Below are 16,373 nucleotides of genomic sequence, written 5' to 3'. Positions count from 1 at the left end.
ACAGCATGACTGCTTCTATCAAAGACGCCGCACATGTCGTCGACGCTTCGACCGTGATGGGGTTGCTCCCGGCCCGGCCGCGGCTGCTCGCCCTGGGCGAGCCCACCCACGGCGAGGACGCTCTGCTCGACCTGCGAAACAACCTCTTCCGGCAGCTCGTCGAGCAGGAGCGCTACCGGACGATCACGATCGAGAGCGACTGCATGGTGGGTCTGGTCGTGGACGACTACGTCACCTCGGGCACAGGAACTCTCGACGACGTCATGGAGCGGGGCTTCAGCCACGAGTGGGGCGCCTTCGCGGCCAACCGGGAGCTGGTACGTTGGATGCGCGCTTACAACGACGGCCGGCCCGTGTCAGAGAAACTGCGCTTCGCCGGTTTCGACGGCCCGCTGGAGATCACCCACGCCGCGAGCCCTCGGCAGGCCCTCGCCGCACTCCACGCCTACCTGACCGCCTGGGTTGACGCCGACCTGCTTCCCTGCACCGCGGAAACGCTCGACCGCCTGCTCGGCGCCGACGATCGTTGGACCAATCCCGCCGCGATGAGGGACCCGTCGCAGTCCATGGGTCGGACGCCCGAGGCAAACCAGCTGCGGCTGCTCGCCGACGACCTAGTAGCGCTGCTCGACGCGCAGGCGCCACACCTGATCGAGGCGTCCGCACCGGACGACTGGAACCGGGCCCTCCTGTACGGGCGCACCGCCACCGGCCTGCTGCGCTACCACTTCTGGATGGCCGACACGTCACCGAGCCGCATGACGCGGCTGCTCGGCGTGCGGGATTCGATGATGGCCGCCAACCTGCTCGCCATCGCCGAGCGGGGCCCGGCGCTGGTGAACGCCCACAACGGCCACCTCCAGCGGAACAAGAGCAGGATGCAGATGGGCGACCTGCCGGTGGAATGGTGGAGCGCAGGGGCGATCGTCAGCGCCCAGCTGGGCGAGGAGTACGCCTTCATGGCTACGGCCCTCGGCACGATCCGCCACCGCGGTGTGGAAACTCCATCTCCGGACACCATCGAAGGGCTCCTGTACGCGCTTCCGGAGGACCGATACGTCGTCGACGCCCGCCGACTGGCCGCTATCGTGAGCGAAGTGATGCCCGCTCCCCGCGTGTCCGCGTGGTTCGGCTACTCTCCGCTGGACCCAGCTCACGTGGCCAGCGCCGATGGGATCGTGTTCGTCAAGGACGCCCCGCCGAGCTAGGCTCCTCAGCATTCAGCGCCGACTGGCCGGCAACGGTCAGGTAGCGACCGGGCGCCGCCGGCCTACTCGTCGACGGTGTCCGGGTCACGCAGTGGGCGTAGCGCCCTGTCGGTACGCGGGCTGAAGGCATACCGGCGGAGGCTCGCCGTTTCGTCAGATACATAGAGAGTCAGGACAGGCCAGTAAGAACCGTGTCACGATCGGCACTCGGGGAAGCTCGGCGTGGCGGTCACGGTGTGGGTGTAACTTGCCCTTGACCAGGCGAAGCCTCAGTGCCCCGACAAGTCCGCCGAGTCCAAGAAATGCGTCGAGTAGTGAGCGATGGCGCGGCGGATCCCGGGATGTACTGACTAACCCGACGACTCGGCAGCGCGCAGGAGCCGGAAACCACTTCCGGGGCTGACGTGAGTACCGGGTGTCAGGCGGACTTGGACAGCCCGGATAGAGCGCGGATGGCGTCGGTGAGTGAGATCGGGTGATCGTGCTCGATCGCGGCGAGCCCGGTCTCGAGCAGCTGGCGCATCAGCATGGATTGTGTGATGCCGCGATCGGCTGCGGCCGTTTTGATCCGCTGGTCCAGCTCGCTGGGCATCTTCAGCGACCTCGACACCATGATCCCGTCGGGGCCGGGAGTCGGAGGCAACTCGACTTCCTCGTCGGTGAACTCCAGACGCCCGGCAAGGGCGGCCATCTCTTCCGGGGTCTCGGGCCATTCGGGTGTGCTCATCGCGTCTTCTCCCACTTACTGAATTCCTGCAGTTGATCCGGTGTCATCTGCTGGACCGCGACGATCTGCCGATCGAATCCATCCAGCGCACGCAGGGTGACGATCAAAGGCCGACCGGCGTCTGTGCGCGCCCAGATGGTCAGCGCCCACAGCCCGGTCACCGGGTCGATACCGCGCCGCGGCCATCGACGTTCGGCGTAGAGCACCTCGATCACCTCGTGACGCTCGATCCCGGCCATCGCCAGCACGGCATAGGCGCCGTACCACCACTCGTAACCCACCACCCGATACTACCGCCTGGGTACCACGCATGTGGTACCCAAACGAGTGGGGGCCGAGGCGGCGCGGCCCGAACTATGCCAGGAAGCCACCCCCTGAACTCGAGCGCCAACCAAGAACCACTGCCTGCTCCCAGCACCAATCCCAAAACGCAACTCAAAGACGACGAGACGGCCGCACTCAACGCTCGGTAGATCGTTTTGCCGGCGAAACCACCCAGGGATATCGCGGCCCGAGCCGTCATTGCTGACCGCCGATAAGTGAACCTTATCGGCGGTCAGATTCGGGCGGACCCTTGAAATCGTCAGCAGGTATTTCGTTTACGTTTAGTTACATCATACGAAACGTAACTGCTACGTAACTGCCGAAAAACTAGCTCCCCCTGGACGCTCGTACCAGAGCTGTCGTCTCGCATCGGATCTGTCGTAAGCCTGGCTAGTTCTCATCCAATCCGTCGGAAACGATCACGAGCTCCAGGTGCAGCGGCAACGATGGACCGGTGCTGAACAACCGCGGGAGTCAAGGCGATCCAGCACCGCTCGACACTGAAGACTTCGATGTGGTTCTCGAGATCTTGACTGGCAAGTGCCATGGCGGTGATCGCCACAGGAGTGGATGAGATCGGGGCGCCGGTGAGATCGTCCGGTCGTTCAGATGCTAGAGAACATCCGGGCTGGTATTGGTCGGCGACGCTGGGGCGATGATCGGATTAGAATCGAGGGTCGAGCGAGATCTTCTGATCGCCCCGGATTCCGACCCTGACGTGGTGAATATCGTGTCGCAGCCGTTCTGGCTGTTCTGGCGGGACAAACGCGATTCGGAGTTCCGTCATGCGCCGGACTTCCTGGTCTGTTTGCCGGTGGTCGCGGGCTGGTAGTCGATTCGCGTCCACTGGACTTGATCCGAGACCGGGACGGAACGGAGTCGCGTTCGCCAAGACGTCCTGGGCATGCGCGATGGTTGACTGGGGGGCTACGCGCTGTGGGATCGCCTGGATCCGAAGTACAACCGTAGACCGCCAATCCCTAGTCGGTTACGCGGCGGGCAGCCCGGAGTCCGCGGTCGACGAAGTCGATCATCCAGTTGAAGCTGACGTCCGGGTCGCCAGTCCATTGGAAACCGTTGGATGCTTGCAGCGATGCGAACCCGTGGAATGTGCTGCGCAGACTGCGAAGCGCGTGATCCATTTCGTCTTCGGGGATGTTATAGCCGCGTAGTACTGCCGTCATCGAATCCGACAGGCGGGTACTGGGTTCCAGCAGCGGATCGTCAGGGCCGGTGAATTCGGCACCGATCGTGGCGGAGTACCGGCCGGGATGGGCGACCACATAGACGCGGAACGCGCGCGCGAAGGCCGACAGAGCGTCCGCGCCGAATAGTCCGTGCATGGCGTCACGGATCTCACGGTCGAGTTCGGTCATGGCCAGCACCGCGATGCCGCGCCGTAGGTCGGCCAGGTTCTCGACATGTTTATAGAGGGAAGGCGTTCGGACGCCGAGCCTTTCGGCCAGCAATCCCATGGTCAGATTGCCGTAGCCGACGTCGTCGGCGAGCTCGGCACCCGCCCGAACGACGTCGGCTGTGCTGAGTCCGGCTCTAGGCACGGGCATGCTCCTCGAGGAACGACAGGGCGAGTTCGGCGACACGGTCGGGGGAATCCGCGTGCGGGTAGTGCCCGGAGCCCTCGGCCAGCTCGGCCCGGCCCAGTCCCGCGGGCATCAGCGCCACGATGGCATCGCCTTCGGCCTGGGGGTCGGCGAAGTCGGGGTCCTCGGTGCCCATGATGATCAGTGCGGGACTGCTGACGTTCGCCAGCTGCGCGTCGGCGTCGGCCGGTGTGGACTTGCCGGTCTTCAGGAACTCCGCGAACCGGCCGGGTTCGCGCAGCTTCACCGACAGCTCGGCCATGTAGTGGTCGTAGTCGGCGGGCTTGACCGGATAGGCGGCATTCAGGTACCTCATCCACTGGCCGAGGCTCTTGAAGATCATCGCCGCCATCAGGTGCGTCATGCCCCTGCGGTAGCGCGAGACGGTGAATACGGCGCCAGCGGCGAACTTCTGGGTCTTGATGAACAGGTTGAGTTCGATGATCCCGCTGACGAGATCGGGGGCTTGGGCCGCGGCGATGGTTGCGGCGGCGCCGGAGAGGGAGTGGCCGATGATGACGGCGGGACCGCCGAGATGACGGATCAGGGCGAGCAGGTCGTCCGCGATGTCGGCGCGAGAGATCGCGTCACCGCCATCATGAGACCTCCAGTTCATGCTGGATCCCCATGTCCGCGCAGATCGACTGCCGCCACCCGATACCCCGCCGCGACCAGTTTCGGGGCCAGGAACCGGTAGGCCTGCCGACGGTCACCGGATACCGTGCGACAGCACGACCAGTGGCCCTGCCCCGCCCACGTCGTAGGCGATATGTCCACCGTCGATAGTCAAGTACTCGGTCATGTCGAACTCCCGAAGAGCTGGTAGCTAATAATGATAGCCATAAAGCTAACATTATTAGCTACAGGAGTCCGTGGATCGTGGTGAGCCGATTCCGACGAGGATGACGCGTAGGCCGTGGTCGAACTCTTCGTCGGGGTCGGCGGCAAAGAACTCGGTGACCATGCCAGCGGTCAGTGGATAGCGTTGGGAGTCGACGGCTGCGCCGATATGGTCCGCCTCGTACGGGTTCCCCTCGGCATACTCCGCGCCGGAGTGAGCCTGTTCCTCGATGACGAAGCCGACGGTGTAGTACAGCAGGATCGGGAAGACGCGCCGCGCCTCACGCTTGGCGAAGCCGGCGTCTTCGAGGGTGCGCAAGGTCAGTTCCACGGTGCGCCACATGACTTCGTCGCTGACGTAGGTGCCGGCCAGCACCTTCGCACCGTCGCGGTAGCGCAGCATCGATTGCCGCAGGCGGCTGGCGAGATCGACCAGCCAATCCTGCCAGCTCTGCCCTCGCCGTGGCGCCTCGATGCCGTCGACGGCGGAGACGAAGACGGTTCTGGCCATGGCGTCGAGCAGTTCTCGTTTGTTCTTTACGTGCCAGTAGAGCGCGGGTGCTTGAACATCAAGCGCCGCAGCGACTTTGCGCATAGTCAGTCCATCCAGGCCGACACCGTCGAGTAGTCCCAGCGCGGCCTCGGCAATGGACTGGGCATCGAGTTTCATCTTCGCCTCCGATCTTCGAATCCACTTGACAGATTAACAACGTTCTATTTAGCTTAACCACATTCAATTTAACATTGTTAAGGAGATGGTCGTGGAGACAACTGATGTGGTGATCGCCGGCGGCGGACCGGTCGGACTGATGCTCGCCTGCGAACTGCGGTTGGCCGGGGTCGAAGTGACGCTGGTCGATGGGCTGCGGGCGCGCACCGGCGCATCGCGGGCGGGTGGCATCCACGCCCGGACCATGGAGATCTTCGACCAGCGTGGCTTGTTGGAGCGACTACTGCCACAAGGACGGCCGATCCAGGCTGGTCACTTCGGTGGGCTGCCCCTGGACTTCACCGACTTCCCCACCCGCCACCCCTACATGCTCGCCGTCCTGCAATCGGCGATCGAACGTGAACTCGACCAGCGCGCAGCAGAACTCGGCGCTTCCGTGCACTGGGCCTCGCCGGTTGCCGGCTTCGACTCCGACACGGCGGGCATCGAGGTCGGACTCGGCGGACCCAACCCGCGCAGCATCCGCGCCGCCTACCTCGTCGGCTGCGACGGCGGCCGCAGCGTGGTCCGTAAGCTCGCCGGCATCGAGTTCACGGGCACCGACGCGACCATGACCGGAATGATTGCCGATGTCGAACTGTCCGATCCGCCTGCCGAAGCCTTCTTCGGACAGCGTCGCGGTGCGGGCGATTTCTCGGCAGTCCAATTCCAGCCCGATTGGTACCGACTCGTGGTCCAGCGGCACGACCGCGTCCTCGAACGCGGCATCGAGCTGAGCTTCGAGAATTTTCGCGCCAACTTCACCGAAATCGCGGGCACCGACTTCGGGATGCACAGCCCTCGGTGGGTCACCCGCTACAGCGACGCGGCCCGCCTAGCCGACCGCTACCGCGCCGGCCGCGTCCTCCTCGCCGGCGACGCCGCCCACATCCACTACCCCGCCGGCGGCCAGGGCCTGAACATGGGTGTGCAGGACGCGGTGAACCTCGGCTGGAAGCTCGGCGCCACGCTGCGCGGCAACGCACCCGCCGACATCCTCGACACCTATGAGACCGAACGGCGTCCGATCGCCGCCCGCGTTCTGCACAACACCCGTGCACAGACCGCCCTGTCCCGCTCGGGCGCCCACACCGACGCCCTGCGGGACATCATGAGCGATCTCATCGACCTCGACGAAGTCCGCCAACGGCTCGGACACATGATCACCGCGCTCGACATCCGCTACGACATCAAGGGCGATCACCCACTCACCGGCCGCCGCATCCCCGACGCCGACCTCACCACCGCGACCGGCGACACCCGCGCGCACGAACTGCTCCGCGCTGCGCGACCGATCCTGTTGCTGCTCAACGGAACCGAAACCTCCTCGGTCACCGGATGGGACGACCGCGTCGACGTCGTCCGCGCCACTGCCCGTACCGAGTACTGGGTGATCCCGCGCGTAGGCAAAATACCCACTCCCGCAGCCGTACTCATTCGCCCAGACGGTTACGTCGCCTACGCGACCACCGCACCTGGGGACGAGGGACTGACCGATGCCCTGACAGCATGGATCGGCACGGCATCCTGACCGCAACAGGCGTCGGTTTCGCACCGGAGGGACAGCCACCGACGCCACGTACGTCGACGCCACAATCCGTCCACTTCGGCATGGAGCTTTCATCCAAACCACGCCGGGCCCGACAGTCCAACACTGCTGCCCGATCACTAAGCTGCGTTCTCGTGACATCCTTCGCCGCAGGTCGAACGATCGTTATCCGGGACATGATCTACGGGAGATCGTTCACCGAGTGGCCGCAACGGGTGATCGAGGATCGCGGTGACGAACTCCGCGTGCTCCTCACTCCGGGGACAAAGGGACTCGGCCCGGCATTGTGGATAAAGTCGATGCGCGAGGACGATCCCGGGGCACGCCGCGAACTGCTGCAGGCCTATGCGCGCCGGGAGTGGGAGATGGCGCCCTGGACCTGGCAGCGAAACACCCGGCTGGCCATCATGTACACCGACCGCTACTTCGCCATCGCGCCGATGTGGAACGAGCGCAGAGAATTCCGCTGCTGGTACGTCAACTTCCAACTCCCCTTCACCCGAACCGCCGATGGCATCGACACCAGCGACCTGCACCTCGACCTGATCGTCGACCCGGACCTGACCTATCACTGGAAAGATGAGGACGAGTACGCTCTCGCCATCCGCCTCGGACTGGTACCGGTCGAATGGCAGCATGCCATCGATGCGGCTCGTGGTCAGGCGGTGGCGATGGTCGAGCGCCGCGATGGCCCGTTCAGCGAGGACTGGCGCTCGATGCCGTTGTAATCCGAGAGGATTCGTCATGGCATCGCAGGATGACCAGAACCGACACCGGTGGCAGAACGAGCTCGATGTCGCCGAAAGTCGCGACGTCGGGCGTTACGCCTGCGCCGGGTGGTAGGCACCCGCTGGTGCGCCGAACTTCGAACGCGACCGTCCTGAAACGGACCCACCGATGGGTTGCCGATCGTGTCGTAGGGTGAACTCTCGCGCCGGATACCGTGTGGCGCAGACAGCCAGCCAGTCGCCGACGTGAACACGGGAGCCGAGCCATGGACGATCGAGCCAGCGTCGTCGCAGTGCCGGAGTCGGTGCGCACGGAATTGCGCCGTGGCGTGCGCAGCGTGCTGGTGGATGCCACGGCGCTGCGCCTGGTGCGTGATCGATTCGACGACGATCAGGCAGGCTCGTTGCGCCGGTATCTCGAGGCCTCGCAATCGGCGAATACTCTGCGCGCCTACCGCACCGACTGGGTCGCCTGGGCAGCGTGGTGTACGACCGAGGGCAGGCAGGCACTGCCCGCCGATGCCCTCGACGTCGCCGTCTACCTGGCCGCAGCCGCCGACGCGCGCCGCGCCACCAGAGGATGGGCATTCAGCCCGGCGACGTTGGAACGCAAGTCGGCCGCCATCGCCGCGGTGCATGCCGCGAACGGGCTGCCGTCACCGACGCGTTCGGACGTTGTGCGCCTCACTCTGCGTGGTGTCCGCCGTACCCGCCGCACCCAGCCCGCACGCAAACGTCCCGTTCTCCTGCACACCCTTGACCAACTCCTGGCTGGACTTCCCGAACCGGGCTGGCCCACCGAACCTGCTCGCCGCCGGGATGCGCTCGCGCTGCTCGTCGGTTTCGCCGGGGCGTTGCGCCGCAGCGAGCTTGCCGGCCTGCGCATCGGCGACGTCTCGGTGACCCTCGATCACGGCACTGGCGAACCGATCCTGCTGATCCGGCTGCCCGCCACCAAAACCGACCCTACCGGCGCCGCCGAACAACGCGTAGCACTCCCGCGCGGCCGCCGCCCCGCCACCTGCCCGGTCTGCACCTTGGCCGAATGGCTGCGTCTACGCGAAGTTCATTGCGCCGCAGGAACTTTGGGTGTCCGCACTTGGCTGGCTGACCTGCCCGCCACCGACCCCGTCATCCACCGCTGCCATGGCTACACCGGCACCGTCGCCAACGGGGACCTCCCCCTCTTCCCCACCATCACCCGGCACGGCACCATCTCCGACCGCCCGATGTCCGGCCGCGCCGTCGCCGAACTGGTCAAGCGGTATGCCGCCCGAGCCGGATTCGACCCCGACCTCTTCTCCGGCCATTCACTGCGCGCGGGCTTCGCGACGCAGGCCGCACTCGGCGGTGCCAGCGACCGGGAGATCATGCGCCAGGGCCGCTGGTCCAATCCCCGCACCGTCCACGGCTACATTCGCACCGCGAACCCCCTAGAGGACAACGCGGTGACCAAACTCGGGCTGTGAGCTCGCCTTTCGCGCATTGTTGATTTGATGGCGAAACGGCATGGCGCAGCGTCGGGAGCCGATTCACGAAGGCGAGAACACGCAGCGCATCTCTATGTGGGCCAGTTGCAGGGCCGATGCACTGATGGATGCCGCGGCCCACCCTGGATATCGATCGAGTTGCGCGAAGGTGCCGGTCGTCGAACTCGGCCTGATTCCGGTTGACCGTCTCGATCGACAGCGCCACGGTCTCGCCCGCGCTTAGGTTGTCCGTGCACAGCGGGCAAGGAAAAAGAAAAGGAGAGTACTTACTCCCTTCCACTCTCAACATATAGCGCACCGGGGGGCTTGCGGCAAGACCCGGGTGGTGCCGCAGAATTGCCCGGCCAAAGCCAGAACCCGAGGAAATGGGAGTCGCGAAGTGCTTGTGTTGTTGGCGACGGATGAATCGCGCGGGGACGTCGAACCGCTCATGGGACTCGCAAAGCGGATGCGGGAACTCGGCGCGGAGGTGCGGGTGTGCGCGCCGCCGGACGAAGACTTCGCGCAGCGACTGGCCGGTGTCGGCGTGCCGCTGGAGACCCGCGCACGAGCGACCGCCGTGGCCGGCACGATCTGCACCGACTGGGCGACGGTGGCGGCGAGGCTGCTGCTCGACGCGCTCAGCCGAAAGGAGCCGCCGATGTCCGCGTGAACCACGCGGGATCATCGAGCCGAGGAAGGGCCCGCAACTGGATACCGTCCCTCGGCCAATGGGAAACCGCCGAACCCAACATCTGTTCAGCCACTGTGAGGGGCACGTGTCAACTCGAGAGTACGAAGACGAATTGCGGTCCGAGCGGAGCTACGTGGCCGGGCTCTACACGCGGCTAGACGCCGAGCGCGCGAAAGCAAAGGGCAAGTACAACGCGGCGTTGCGGGGAAACGGTGGGTCACCCATGGAACGGGATGTGGAGGTGCGGGCCCTGGCCAAAGAGGTGAGGCGGCTGGACGTGGCCGACAACGGACTGTGTTTCGGCCGGTTGGACACCCTTTCGGGCCAACATACCTACATCGGCCGGATCGGCCTCTTCGACGAGGAGAACGACTTCGAACCGCTGCTGCTCGATTGGCGGGCACCGGCGGCGCGCGCATTTTACGTCGCCACCGCCGCGAACCCGGAGAACATGTGCCGGCGCCGCCAGTTCCACACCCGCGGGCGACACGTGGTCGATTTCACCGACGAGGTGCTCGGCCGCCCCGATGGTGGCGAGCGAGGGGACGCGGCCCTGCTCGCGGCGGTCAACGCGCCGCGCGGTGACGGGATGGGCGACATCGTGGCGACGATCCAGGCCGAGCAGGACGAGATCATCCGACTCGATCACTCCGGGGTCCTCGTGATCGAAGGTGGCCCGGGCACCGGGAAGACCGTGGTGGCGCTGCACCGTGTGGCGTACCTGCTCTACACCCAGCGGGAGCGGATGGAACGACATGGCGTGCTCGTGGTCGGGCCCAACCCGGCGTTCCTGGACCACATCACCCACGTACTGCCGTCGCTGGGCGAGTCAAATGTGGTATTCACGACCACCGGCGAGCTCGTGCCCGGGCTGCGCGTCACCGCCGAGGACACCGCGGAAGCCGCGCGGCTCAAGGGTTCGCTGCAGGTCCTGGACATGCTCGCGGCGGCGGTCGCTGATCGGCAGCGGTTGCCGGAGCATCCGCTGCCGATCGAACTGTCGGACGTCACGGTGCGGATCGACGCCGATACCGTGGAGTGGGCCAGGGAGGAGGCGCGCGCGAGCGGGCTGCCACACAACGAGGCCCGCGTGGTGTTCCGCGAGATCGTCACGTGGGTGCTCACCGAACGGGCGATAGGCCGGATCGGCCGGGGCTGGCTGACCCGGGCGGACCGCGAAGCATGGGAGCAGCTGCGGGAGGACCTCCTCGAGGAGCTCGCGGACCATGACACGTTCACCGCCGCGCTCGACGAACTCTGGCCGGTCCTGACGCCGGAAACTGTGCTGGCACAGCTGTACACCTCCCCCGAACGACTGCGTGCGGCGGGCGCCGCCGCGGCGCTGTGGCGCGCCGACGGAGACGCCTGGACGGTGTCGGACGTGCCGCTGCTCGACGAGCTGGTCGACCTGCTGGGCCGCGACAAGCCCGCCGACCGGACCGCCGAGCGGGAACGCAAGGACGAGGCCGAGTACGCCGCCGGCGTACTGGACATCATGGTCAGCCGCGAGGACCTGATGGACGACGAGGACCATCTGCTCGCCCAGGACATGCTCTACGCCGAGGACCTGGCGGATCGCTTCCTCGAGCGCGACACCCGGCAGCTCGCCGAACGCGCTGCCGCGGACCGGGACTGGACCTACCGGCACGTCGTGGTCGACGAAGCCCAAGAACTGTCCGCGATGGACTGGCGGGTGCTGATGCGGCGCTGCCCGGGCCGATCCTTCACAGTGGTCGGCGATCTCGCTCAACGCCGGTCTGTGGCCGGAGCGACATCGTGGGACACGATGCTGGAGCCGTACGTGCCCGGCCGCTGGGTGTACCGGTCGCTGTCGGTGAACTACCGCACTCCGGCGGAGATCATGACCGTCGCCGCTGCGCTGCTCGCCGAGTTCGCACCCGGGGTCCAGCCACCGGCGTCGGTCCGCGCATGTGGCGTCCGGCCATGGTCCAGGCAGGTCACCGAGGACGAACTGCCGACTGCCATCGAGGAATTCGTACGGGACGAAGCCGGGCGCGAAGGAACCAGCGTCGTGATCGGGCCACCGGGTATGCCTGGCGTGGTGACAGCGTCGGAGACGAAGGGCTTGGAGTTCGACGCCGTCCTCGTCGTGGAACCAGAACGGATCCTCGCCACCGGCCCACGCGGCGCGGCCGAGCTCTACGTCGCACTCACCCGCGCCACCCAACGCCTCGGCGTCCTACACCAGGACCCATTGCCGCAGGCCCTGACTGGACTTGCCGAAACCGGGACACCCGACCAGGCTGGGAATCAGCGGTTGGCGTAGCGATTCGAGTGCGGGATTATGGTGCGCTCGGCCCTGCCCCAATCCCGGGGTGGCAGCCGCGGCGGAGCAGTTCAACCATTGAGTTCGCTCGAGGCACATTTCACTTGTCGCGCTTCCTTGTCGGGACGGAGCCCGCGCCAGGATGGGTGTCGAAGCCGACCGTCGCTGGTCCATTCAGTGAACGAGACTTCGCCGACGACTAGGGGCTCGACCCAGATGGCATCAGGAACGTCGGTGTCGGCGGTCGGCGTTGTGCGTTGCAGGGGTTGGAGTCTCGTCTTCAGGTCATCGAGCATCGGTTGGGTGAATCCGGTGCCGACATTGCCGATATAGGTCAGTGTTCCGGCGTCGTCATAGACGCCCATGAGCAATGAACCGATCCGTCCTGCTCGGCGGCCGGTGCCAGGCCGCCAGCCGATGATGACAACTTCTTGGTCGTTGACATTTTTGACCTTGGTCCAGAGCGGGCTGCGTCGTCCGGGGAGATAGGGGCTGTCGAGGCGCTTGCAGACGATGCCTTCCAGACCGAGGCGTCGAGATTCAGCGAGGATGTCGGCGCCAGAGCCATGCAGACGCGGCGGAACTCGCCAGTGTGGGCCCTGGAGGCCGAGTTGCTCCAACAGTTGCCGGCGCTGCTCGTAAGGCAGAACGATCAGGGAACGGGTGCCGATATGGAGGAGGTCGAAGATGACGTAAGCCGCTTTTACGGAGACGATGAGAGCTCGGATCGCTGCGGGGTCGCGCTGGTGCATTCGTGGTTGCAGTGTCTCGAAGGAGCTTCGGCCGTCGGTGGTGAAAGTGACGATTTCTCCGTCCATGATGGCACGTGCGGGAGCTCGTGGAATACCTGCGGGTGGCACCGAATCCGCAGCGCCTTCGGCGTTCTCCCTCGGCGCCGCCGCTGGGTTCGGTGAACCTCGTAACTGAAAGGCTTTACCCCACAAGGGGATACGCCGCGCGGACCATCAATCACCAGCTGACGGTGCTTTCGGAGTTCTATGCCTTCGCGATCGACGTAGACCTCGGCCCGTTGATGAATCCGGTCCCGCAGAGGACCGGCCGCGGTGGGGCCAGGCCCAATGCTCACCGCAATCCGATGGAACCGTTCCTGGTGTCACGGCGAGCGAAATACCGGCAGAAAGTGCCCAAGCAGTTGCCGCGTTCGATCCCCGATCATGCCGTGGAGAACCTGTTCGCGGCGCTGCGCAGCGATCGGGATCGGGCGCTGGTGGCGTTCTACTTGTCGTCAGGTGTTCGTGCATCGGAACTGTTGGGAGTGCGACTCGACGGCATCGATGCCGGACGACGGACCATTCAGGTGATCTCCAAGGGAACCCGAGAGCTCGCCGAAGTTCCGGCCTCGGCAGATGCATTTGCGTGGTTGGCTCTCTACCTCATGCAGGCTGCCCAGCAAGGATGTCTGGAAGATGGGCTTGCCTGGCACACCTTGCGCCGCCCGCATCGACCGTTGACCTATCACGCGATGCGGGCAGTCCTGATACGCGCCAACGAGGCGCTGGGAACGAACTATTCCTTGCACGACCTGCGCCATACCGCAGCGGCGCGCATGGCGGCCGACCCAGCGTTCACGCTGGTTGACGTCCAGTCGATTCTGCGGCACGCATCGATCACCACGACTCTGCTCTACACCAGACCACGCCTGGAGGATCTGATCGCCAAGGTGACCGAGCACCATGCTCGCCCACGCCCTGCCTCAGACATCCAGTTCGGGGCCGGATACGACCCGGCACAGGTCCGCGAACTGCTTGGGTTGCCCGAGTGAGCATTCATTCAACGACGGTGGCACGCAACGTCATCGAAGTGCCTAGAGACCACCGATACGGGCCCTCCGGCCGCGTCTATCTGCTCGCCGGCTACGACGCAGGTCAACCTCCACCCCGACGCCCCGCCGACGGCCCCGGCACCGCACTGCTCACACACGACATCGGCACGCTGACCGCGATTCTGGTCCAGCGGCTCGATCCGCTGATGCCGCCCGGCCCCACCAGTCGACAACGATGGATTCGACATCTGCGAGTAGTGCTGGAATGGCTTGCTGAATGCCCCGGGGACACTTGGGAGGAGCGGTGGTTGGCCAGCGGGGCCGACGAGGCACCACGGGCATGGGCGCGACAGCTCCAAAACCAAGGGCGGATCACCCGCGCCTTCGACGGGCACGGCGCGCTGACGGCTCTGGTGATCGCACGCGTCATCCGACGGTCGTATTCGTTTCTGTTATGCACCCAATTCCATGACTTGGCTCAGCGATTCACCCTGTTCAACGACGCGGAATCCTTCAACCGACTGCGGGAGCTGGAGTCCTACCGGATCCAGGTGAGACGGCTGCAGATGGACGCCGAGACCTGCCTGATTCGGGTCATGATCCGCACAGGCAAACCGTTGGACGCACCCGCGGCTACACCGCGGTCTTCCCTGAGGAAGTCATCCGACATCACCAAGAATTCATCGCCCGCCGACGAACCTTGCGCGAGTCCAGAGAATACCGCGACGCCTCACCCACTGAATGGGCCGAATTCGAGCAGCACTTCCTTCTCCGGCGTGTGGAGCTCGGCGACTGCTTCCGCCCCTACGGCACACCATGCATCCACGAACACGCTTGCACCCGTTGCCCGTTCCTGCGCCTGGACGCCACCCAGCAGCCCCGACTCGAAGAAATGCAGGACAACGTCCAGGCGCGCCTGGAGCAAGCCCGTCAGAAACAATGGCTCGGCGAGGTCACCGCTCTCCAAGAAACTCTGCGCCATATCGAATCCAAGAAATCCCAAGTCGTTCCCACCCGGAGCTGATACGACCGCGCCACCACAACTGCGAGAACAGCTACCTACGGAACTCGCCGAACAGTTCAACTTGACCAGTTAGACCGGTTGGTATTATTCAAGCGATTGTCGAGCAACACGTTCGAGTTCGCGAGAGGACCGACGATGGCGGCGAGGCGGGCGTGACCGGGCTGCCGCATTACGCGGCCATGCTGGCGATGGCTGGCAGCCTTCCCACGGATGACTCGCGATGGAACTACGAGGTGAAATTCGATGGCATCCGCGCTACCGGCTATATCAGCCACGACCTGCGGCTCCTCTCGCGCAACTGCAACGACATCACCGCGGCCTGGCCCGAAATCGCGCCGATCGCTCCCACTGACCCGGCGTTCGTCGTCGACGGGGAGATCGTCGTGTTCGACGCCGGCGGGCGCCCGTCGTTCGGGGCGCTGCAGCCGCGGATGCACCAACGCAACCCCGGCGCGATCCGCGCCCTAGCAGACACCATTCCCGCCACCTACATCATCTTCGACCTGCTCCATATCGGCGATCGTTCACTGATCCACCTGACCTACCAGCAACGGCGAGAACTCCTCGAACAGCTCGATCTCCACGGTCCACACTGGCAAACACCGCCTCGACTAAGCGGCCCCGGCGCAGCGATCCTCGGAGAGTCACGACGCCTCGGGCTCGAGGGCATCGTCTGCAAACGCCTCGACAGCCCCTATCTGCCCGGTCGACGCAGCCCGCTCTGGACCAAAGTGAAAAACGTCCACGATCAGGAGGTGGTGATCGTCGGCTGGAAACCGGGCACTGGTCGGCGGGCCGGGCACATCGGCTCACTACTGATGGCGGTTCACGACGACACCGGAAAACTGACCTACATCGGCAACGTCGGCACCGGATTCACCCAAACGATGCTCAACATCCTACGCGCGAAACTCCAACTGCTGCAACGCACCACGGCCCCCGTCGACGCCCCTGTCGCTGACGCCATCTGGGTTGAACCCGAACTCGTCGGTGAAGTGTCTTTTACCGAATGGACCGGCGACAGCCGCCTTCGGCACCCGTCCTGGCGCGGACTGCGGCCCGATAAGGAACCGAGCGAGGTCAAAATGCCTTTATAGGATCCCCGGCAGCCGCACGGTCGATGCGCCGATCGCGGCATGCACGCTCACCGCCCGACTCAACGCCCACGGAATCAGCGTGCGTGCTCAACGCAACAGTGCGCTGATCGAACTGGCCGGCGAGCTTCCAGGGCCGATCCTGGCACAAACCGCCGACATCCATATCTCCACCGCGGTCCGCTGGAGCACGCTCGCCGCCCGCGACTGGACCCACTACCTCGCAGCGCACGAACGCCCACTCGACCAGTAGCGACCCCGATCGCGAGCGGAGAAGAACTCAACGACGATTTCACTCGGAATGCCCTGTAATGCCGAAGAGAGTGCGGGGACCGA

Annotated in this window: 17 protein-coding genes; 10 read left to right on the top strand and 7 right to left on the bottom strand. The window is 65.3% G+C overall.

The features are described 5' to 3' along the window. Nucleotides 1–5: 5 nt before the first annotated feature. Nucleotides 6–1,208: an erythromycin esterase family protein gene (locus OH799_RS04185; RefSeq protein ID WP_406275951.1), complete on the top strand. Its 1,203-nt coding sequence runs from the start codon at nt 6–8 to the stop codon at nt 1,206–1,208. A 418-nt stretch (nt 1,209–1,626) separates the two neighbouring features. On the opposite strand, the gene OH799_RS04180 is transcribed toward OH799_RS04185, so the two are convergent. Both OH799_RS04180 and OH799_RS04175 read right to left on the bottom strand, forming a co-directional pair. Next, complete coding sequence (locus OH799_RS04180) at nt 1,627–1,935, bottom strand: CopG family transcriptional regulator (RefSeq protein WP_357264977.1); 309 nt, start codon at nt 1,933–1,935, stop codon at nt 1,627–1,629. Further along, a complete protein-coding gene (locus OH799_RS04175) occupies nt 1,932–2,216 on the bottom strand; it encodes a hypothetical protein (protein ID WP_357264979.1) in 285 nt (94 codons plus the stop codon). The genes OH799_RS04180 and OH799_RS04175 overlap by 4 nt, the downstream gene beginning before the upstream one ends. Before the next feature lie 698 nt (nt 2,217–2,914). On the opposite strand from OH799_RS04175, the gene OH799_RS04170 reads away from it, so the two are divergent. Next, nucleotides 2,915–3,091, top strand: coding sequence for a hypothetical protein (locus OH799_RS04170; RefSeq protein ID WP_406275945.1), 177 nt, complete (start codon nt 2,915–2,917; stop codon nt 3,089–3,091). 148 nt (nt 3,092–3,239) lie between these two features. Here OH799_RS04170 and OH799_RS04165 read toward each other — a convergent pair whose 3' ends face one another. The 3 genes from OH799_RS04165 to OH799_RS04155 form a co-directional block, all read right to left on the bottom strand. Further along, complete coding sequence (locus tag OH799_RS04165) at nt 3,240–3,818, bottom strand: TetR/AcrR family transcriptional regulator (protein ID WP_406275942.1); 579 nt, start codon at nt 3,816–3,818, stop codon at nt 3,240–3,242. Next, nucleotides 3,811–4,476 (bottom strand): alpha/beta fold hydrolase, encoded by a 666-nt coding sequence (locus OH799_RS04160; RefSeq protein WP_406275939.1) that lies wholly within the window; start codon nt 4,474–4,476, stop codon nt 3,811–3,813. The genes OH799_RS04165 and OH799_RS04160 overlap by 8 nt, the downstream gene beginning before the upstream one ends. Nucleotides 4,477–4,716: 240 nt before the next feature. Continuing rightward, nucleotides 4,717–5,370: a TetR/AcrR family transcriptional regulator C-terminal domain-containing protein gene (locus tag OH799_RS04155; protein WP_406275936.1), complete on the bottom strand. Its 654-nt coding sequence runs from the start codon at nt 5,368–5,370 to the stop codon at nt 4,717–4,719. An 85-nt stretch (nt 5,371–5,455) separates the two neighbouring features. Here OH799_RS04155 and OH799_RS04150 point away from each other — a divergent pair, with 85 nt between their 5' ends. The 5 genes from OH799_RS04150 (at nt 5,456) to helR (ending at nt 12,136) form a co-directional block, all read left to right on the top strand. Further along, on the top strand, nt 5,456–6,940 hold the full coding sequence (locus OH799_RS04150; protein WP_406275933.1) for an FAD-dependent monooxygenase: 1,485 nt from the start codon (nt 5,456–5,458) through the stop codon (nt 6,938–6,940). Nucleotides 6,941–7,134: 194 nt separating this feature from the next. Then, nucleotides 7,135–7,686, top strand: coding sequence for a DUF402 domain-containing protein (locus OH799_RS04145; RefSeq protein WP_406275930.1), 552 nt, complete (start codon nt 7,135–7,137; stop codon nt 7,684–7,686). Nucleotides 7,687–7,952: 266 nt separating this feature from the next. Beyond that, nucleotides 7,953–9,155: a site-specific integrase gene (locus OH799_RS04140; protein WP_406275927.1), complete on the top strand. Its 1,203-nt coding sequence runs from the start codon at nt 7,953–7,955 to the stop codon at nt 9,153–9,155. 451 nt (nt 9,156–9,606) lie between these two features. Next, the gene (locus OH799_RS04135) at nt 9,607–9,828 is read left to right on the top strand and encodes a hypothetical protein (protein WP_406275924.1); all 222 of its coding nucleotides are present in this window, start codon (nt 9,607–9,609) and stop codon (nt 9,826–9,828) included. Between the two features lie 106 nt (nt 9,829–9,934). After that, entirely contained in the window at nt 9,935–12,136 is a 2,202-nt protein-coding gene (gene helR / locus OH799_RS04130) for an RNA polymerase recycling motor ATPase HelR (RefSeq protein ID WP_406275921.1), read from the top strand. A 71-nt stretch (nt 12,137–12,207) separates the two neighbouring features. Here the strand turns inward: helR and OH799_RS04125 are convergent, their stop codons facing one another. Then, nucleotides 12,208–12,954 (bottom strand): ATP-dependent DNA ligase, encoded by a 747-nt coding sequence (locus OH799_RS04125; protein WP_406275918.1) that lies wholly within the window; start codon nt 12,952–12,954, stop codon nt 12,208–12,210. Between the two features lie 8 nt (nt 12,955–12,962). On the opposite strand from OH799_RS04125, the gene OH799_RS04120 reads away from it, so the two are divergent. Continuing rightward, entirely contained in the window at nt 12,963–13,919 is a 957-nt protein-coding gene (locus tag OH799_RS04120) for a tyrosine-type recombinase/integrase (RefSeq protein ID WP_406275915.1), read from the top strand. A 730-nt stretch (nt 13,920–14,649) separates the two neighbouring features. On the opposite strand, the gene OH799_RS04115 is transcribed toward OH799_RS04120, so the two are convergent. Next, nucleotides 14,650–14,901: a hypothetical protein gene (locus OH799_RS04115; RefSeq protein WP_406275912.1), complete on the bottom strand. Its 252-nt coding sequence runs from the start codon at nt 14,899–14,901 to the stop codon at nt 14,650–14,652. A gap of 194 nt (nt 14,902–15,095) precedes the next feature. Here OH799_RS04115 and ligD point away from each other — a divergent pair, with 194 nt between their 5' ends. Further along, entirely contained in the window at nt 15,096–16,040 is a 945-nt protein-coding gene (ligD, locus tag OH799_RS04110) for a non-homologous end-joining DNA ligase (protein WP_406275909.1), read from the top strand. 79 nt (nt 16,041–16,119) lie between these two features. Next, the gene (locus OH799_RS04105; RefSeq protein WP_406275906.1) at nt 16,120–16,290 is read left to right on the top strand and encodes a hypothetical protein; all 171 of its coding nucleotides are present in this window, start codon (nt 16,120–16,122) and stop codon (nt 16,288–16,290) included. Nucleotides 16,291–16,373: the final 83 nt, after the last annotated feature.

This window comes from Nocardia sp. NBC_00881 (assembly GCF_045207455.1).
Lineage (GTDB): Bacteria > Actinomycetota > Actinomycetes > Mycobacteriales > Mycobacteriaceae > Nocardia.
The sequence above is the reverse complement of the archived record's forward strand: the minus strand, read 5'-3'. Positions and strand labels throughout refer to the sequence as shown.

Excerpts from the sequence above, each read along its gene's own strand:
- OH799_RS04160 (WP_406275939.1), bottom strand. The coding sequence starts at position 4,476 with ATGAACTGGAGGTCTCATGATGGCGGTGACGCGATCTCTCGCGCCGAC.
- OH799_RS04170 (WP_406275945.1), top strand. The coding sequence starts at position 2,915 with ATGATCGGATTAGAATCGAGGGTCGAGCGAGATCTTCTGATCGCCCCG.
- OH799_RS04140 (WP_406275927.1), top strand. The coding sequence starts at position 7,953 with ATGGACGATCGAGCCAGCGTCGTCGCAGTGCCGGAGTCGGTGCGCACG.
- OH799_RS04155 (WP_406275936.1), bottom strand. The coding sequence starts at position 5,370 with ATGAAACTCGATGCCCAGTCCATTGCCGAGGCCGCGCTGGGACTACTC.
- OH799_RS04180 (WP_357264977.1), bottom strand. The coding sequence starts at position 1,935 with ATGAGCACACCCGAATGGCCCGAGACCCCGGAAGAGATGGCCGCCCTT.
- OH799_RS04115 (WP_406275912.1), bottom strand. The coding sequence starts at position 14,901 with ATGGCGCAGAGTTTCTTGGAGAGCGGTGACCTCGCCGAGCCATTGTTT.
- OH799_RS04125 (WP_406275918.1), bottom strand. The coding sequence starts at position 12,954 with ATGGACGGAGAAATCGTCACTTTCACCACCGACGGCCGAAGCTCCTTC.
- OH799_RS04150 (WP_406275933.1), top strand. The coding sequence starts at position 5,456 with ATGGTCGTGGAGACAACTGATGTGGTGATCGCCGGCGGCGGACCGGTC.
- OH799_RS04145 (WP_406275930.1), top strand. The coding sequence starts at position 7,135 with ATGATCTACGGGAGATCGTTCACCGAGTGGCCGCAACGGGTGATCGAG.
- OH799_RS04185 (WP_406275951.1), top strand. The coding sequence starts at position 6 with ATGACTGCTTCTATCAAAGACGCCGCACATGTCGTCGACGCTTCGACC.
- OH799_RS04135 (WP_406275924.1), top strand. The coding sequence starts at position 9,607 with ATGGGACTCGCAAAGCGGATGCGGGAACTCGGCGCGGAGGTGCGGGTG.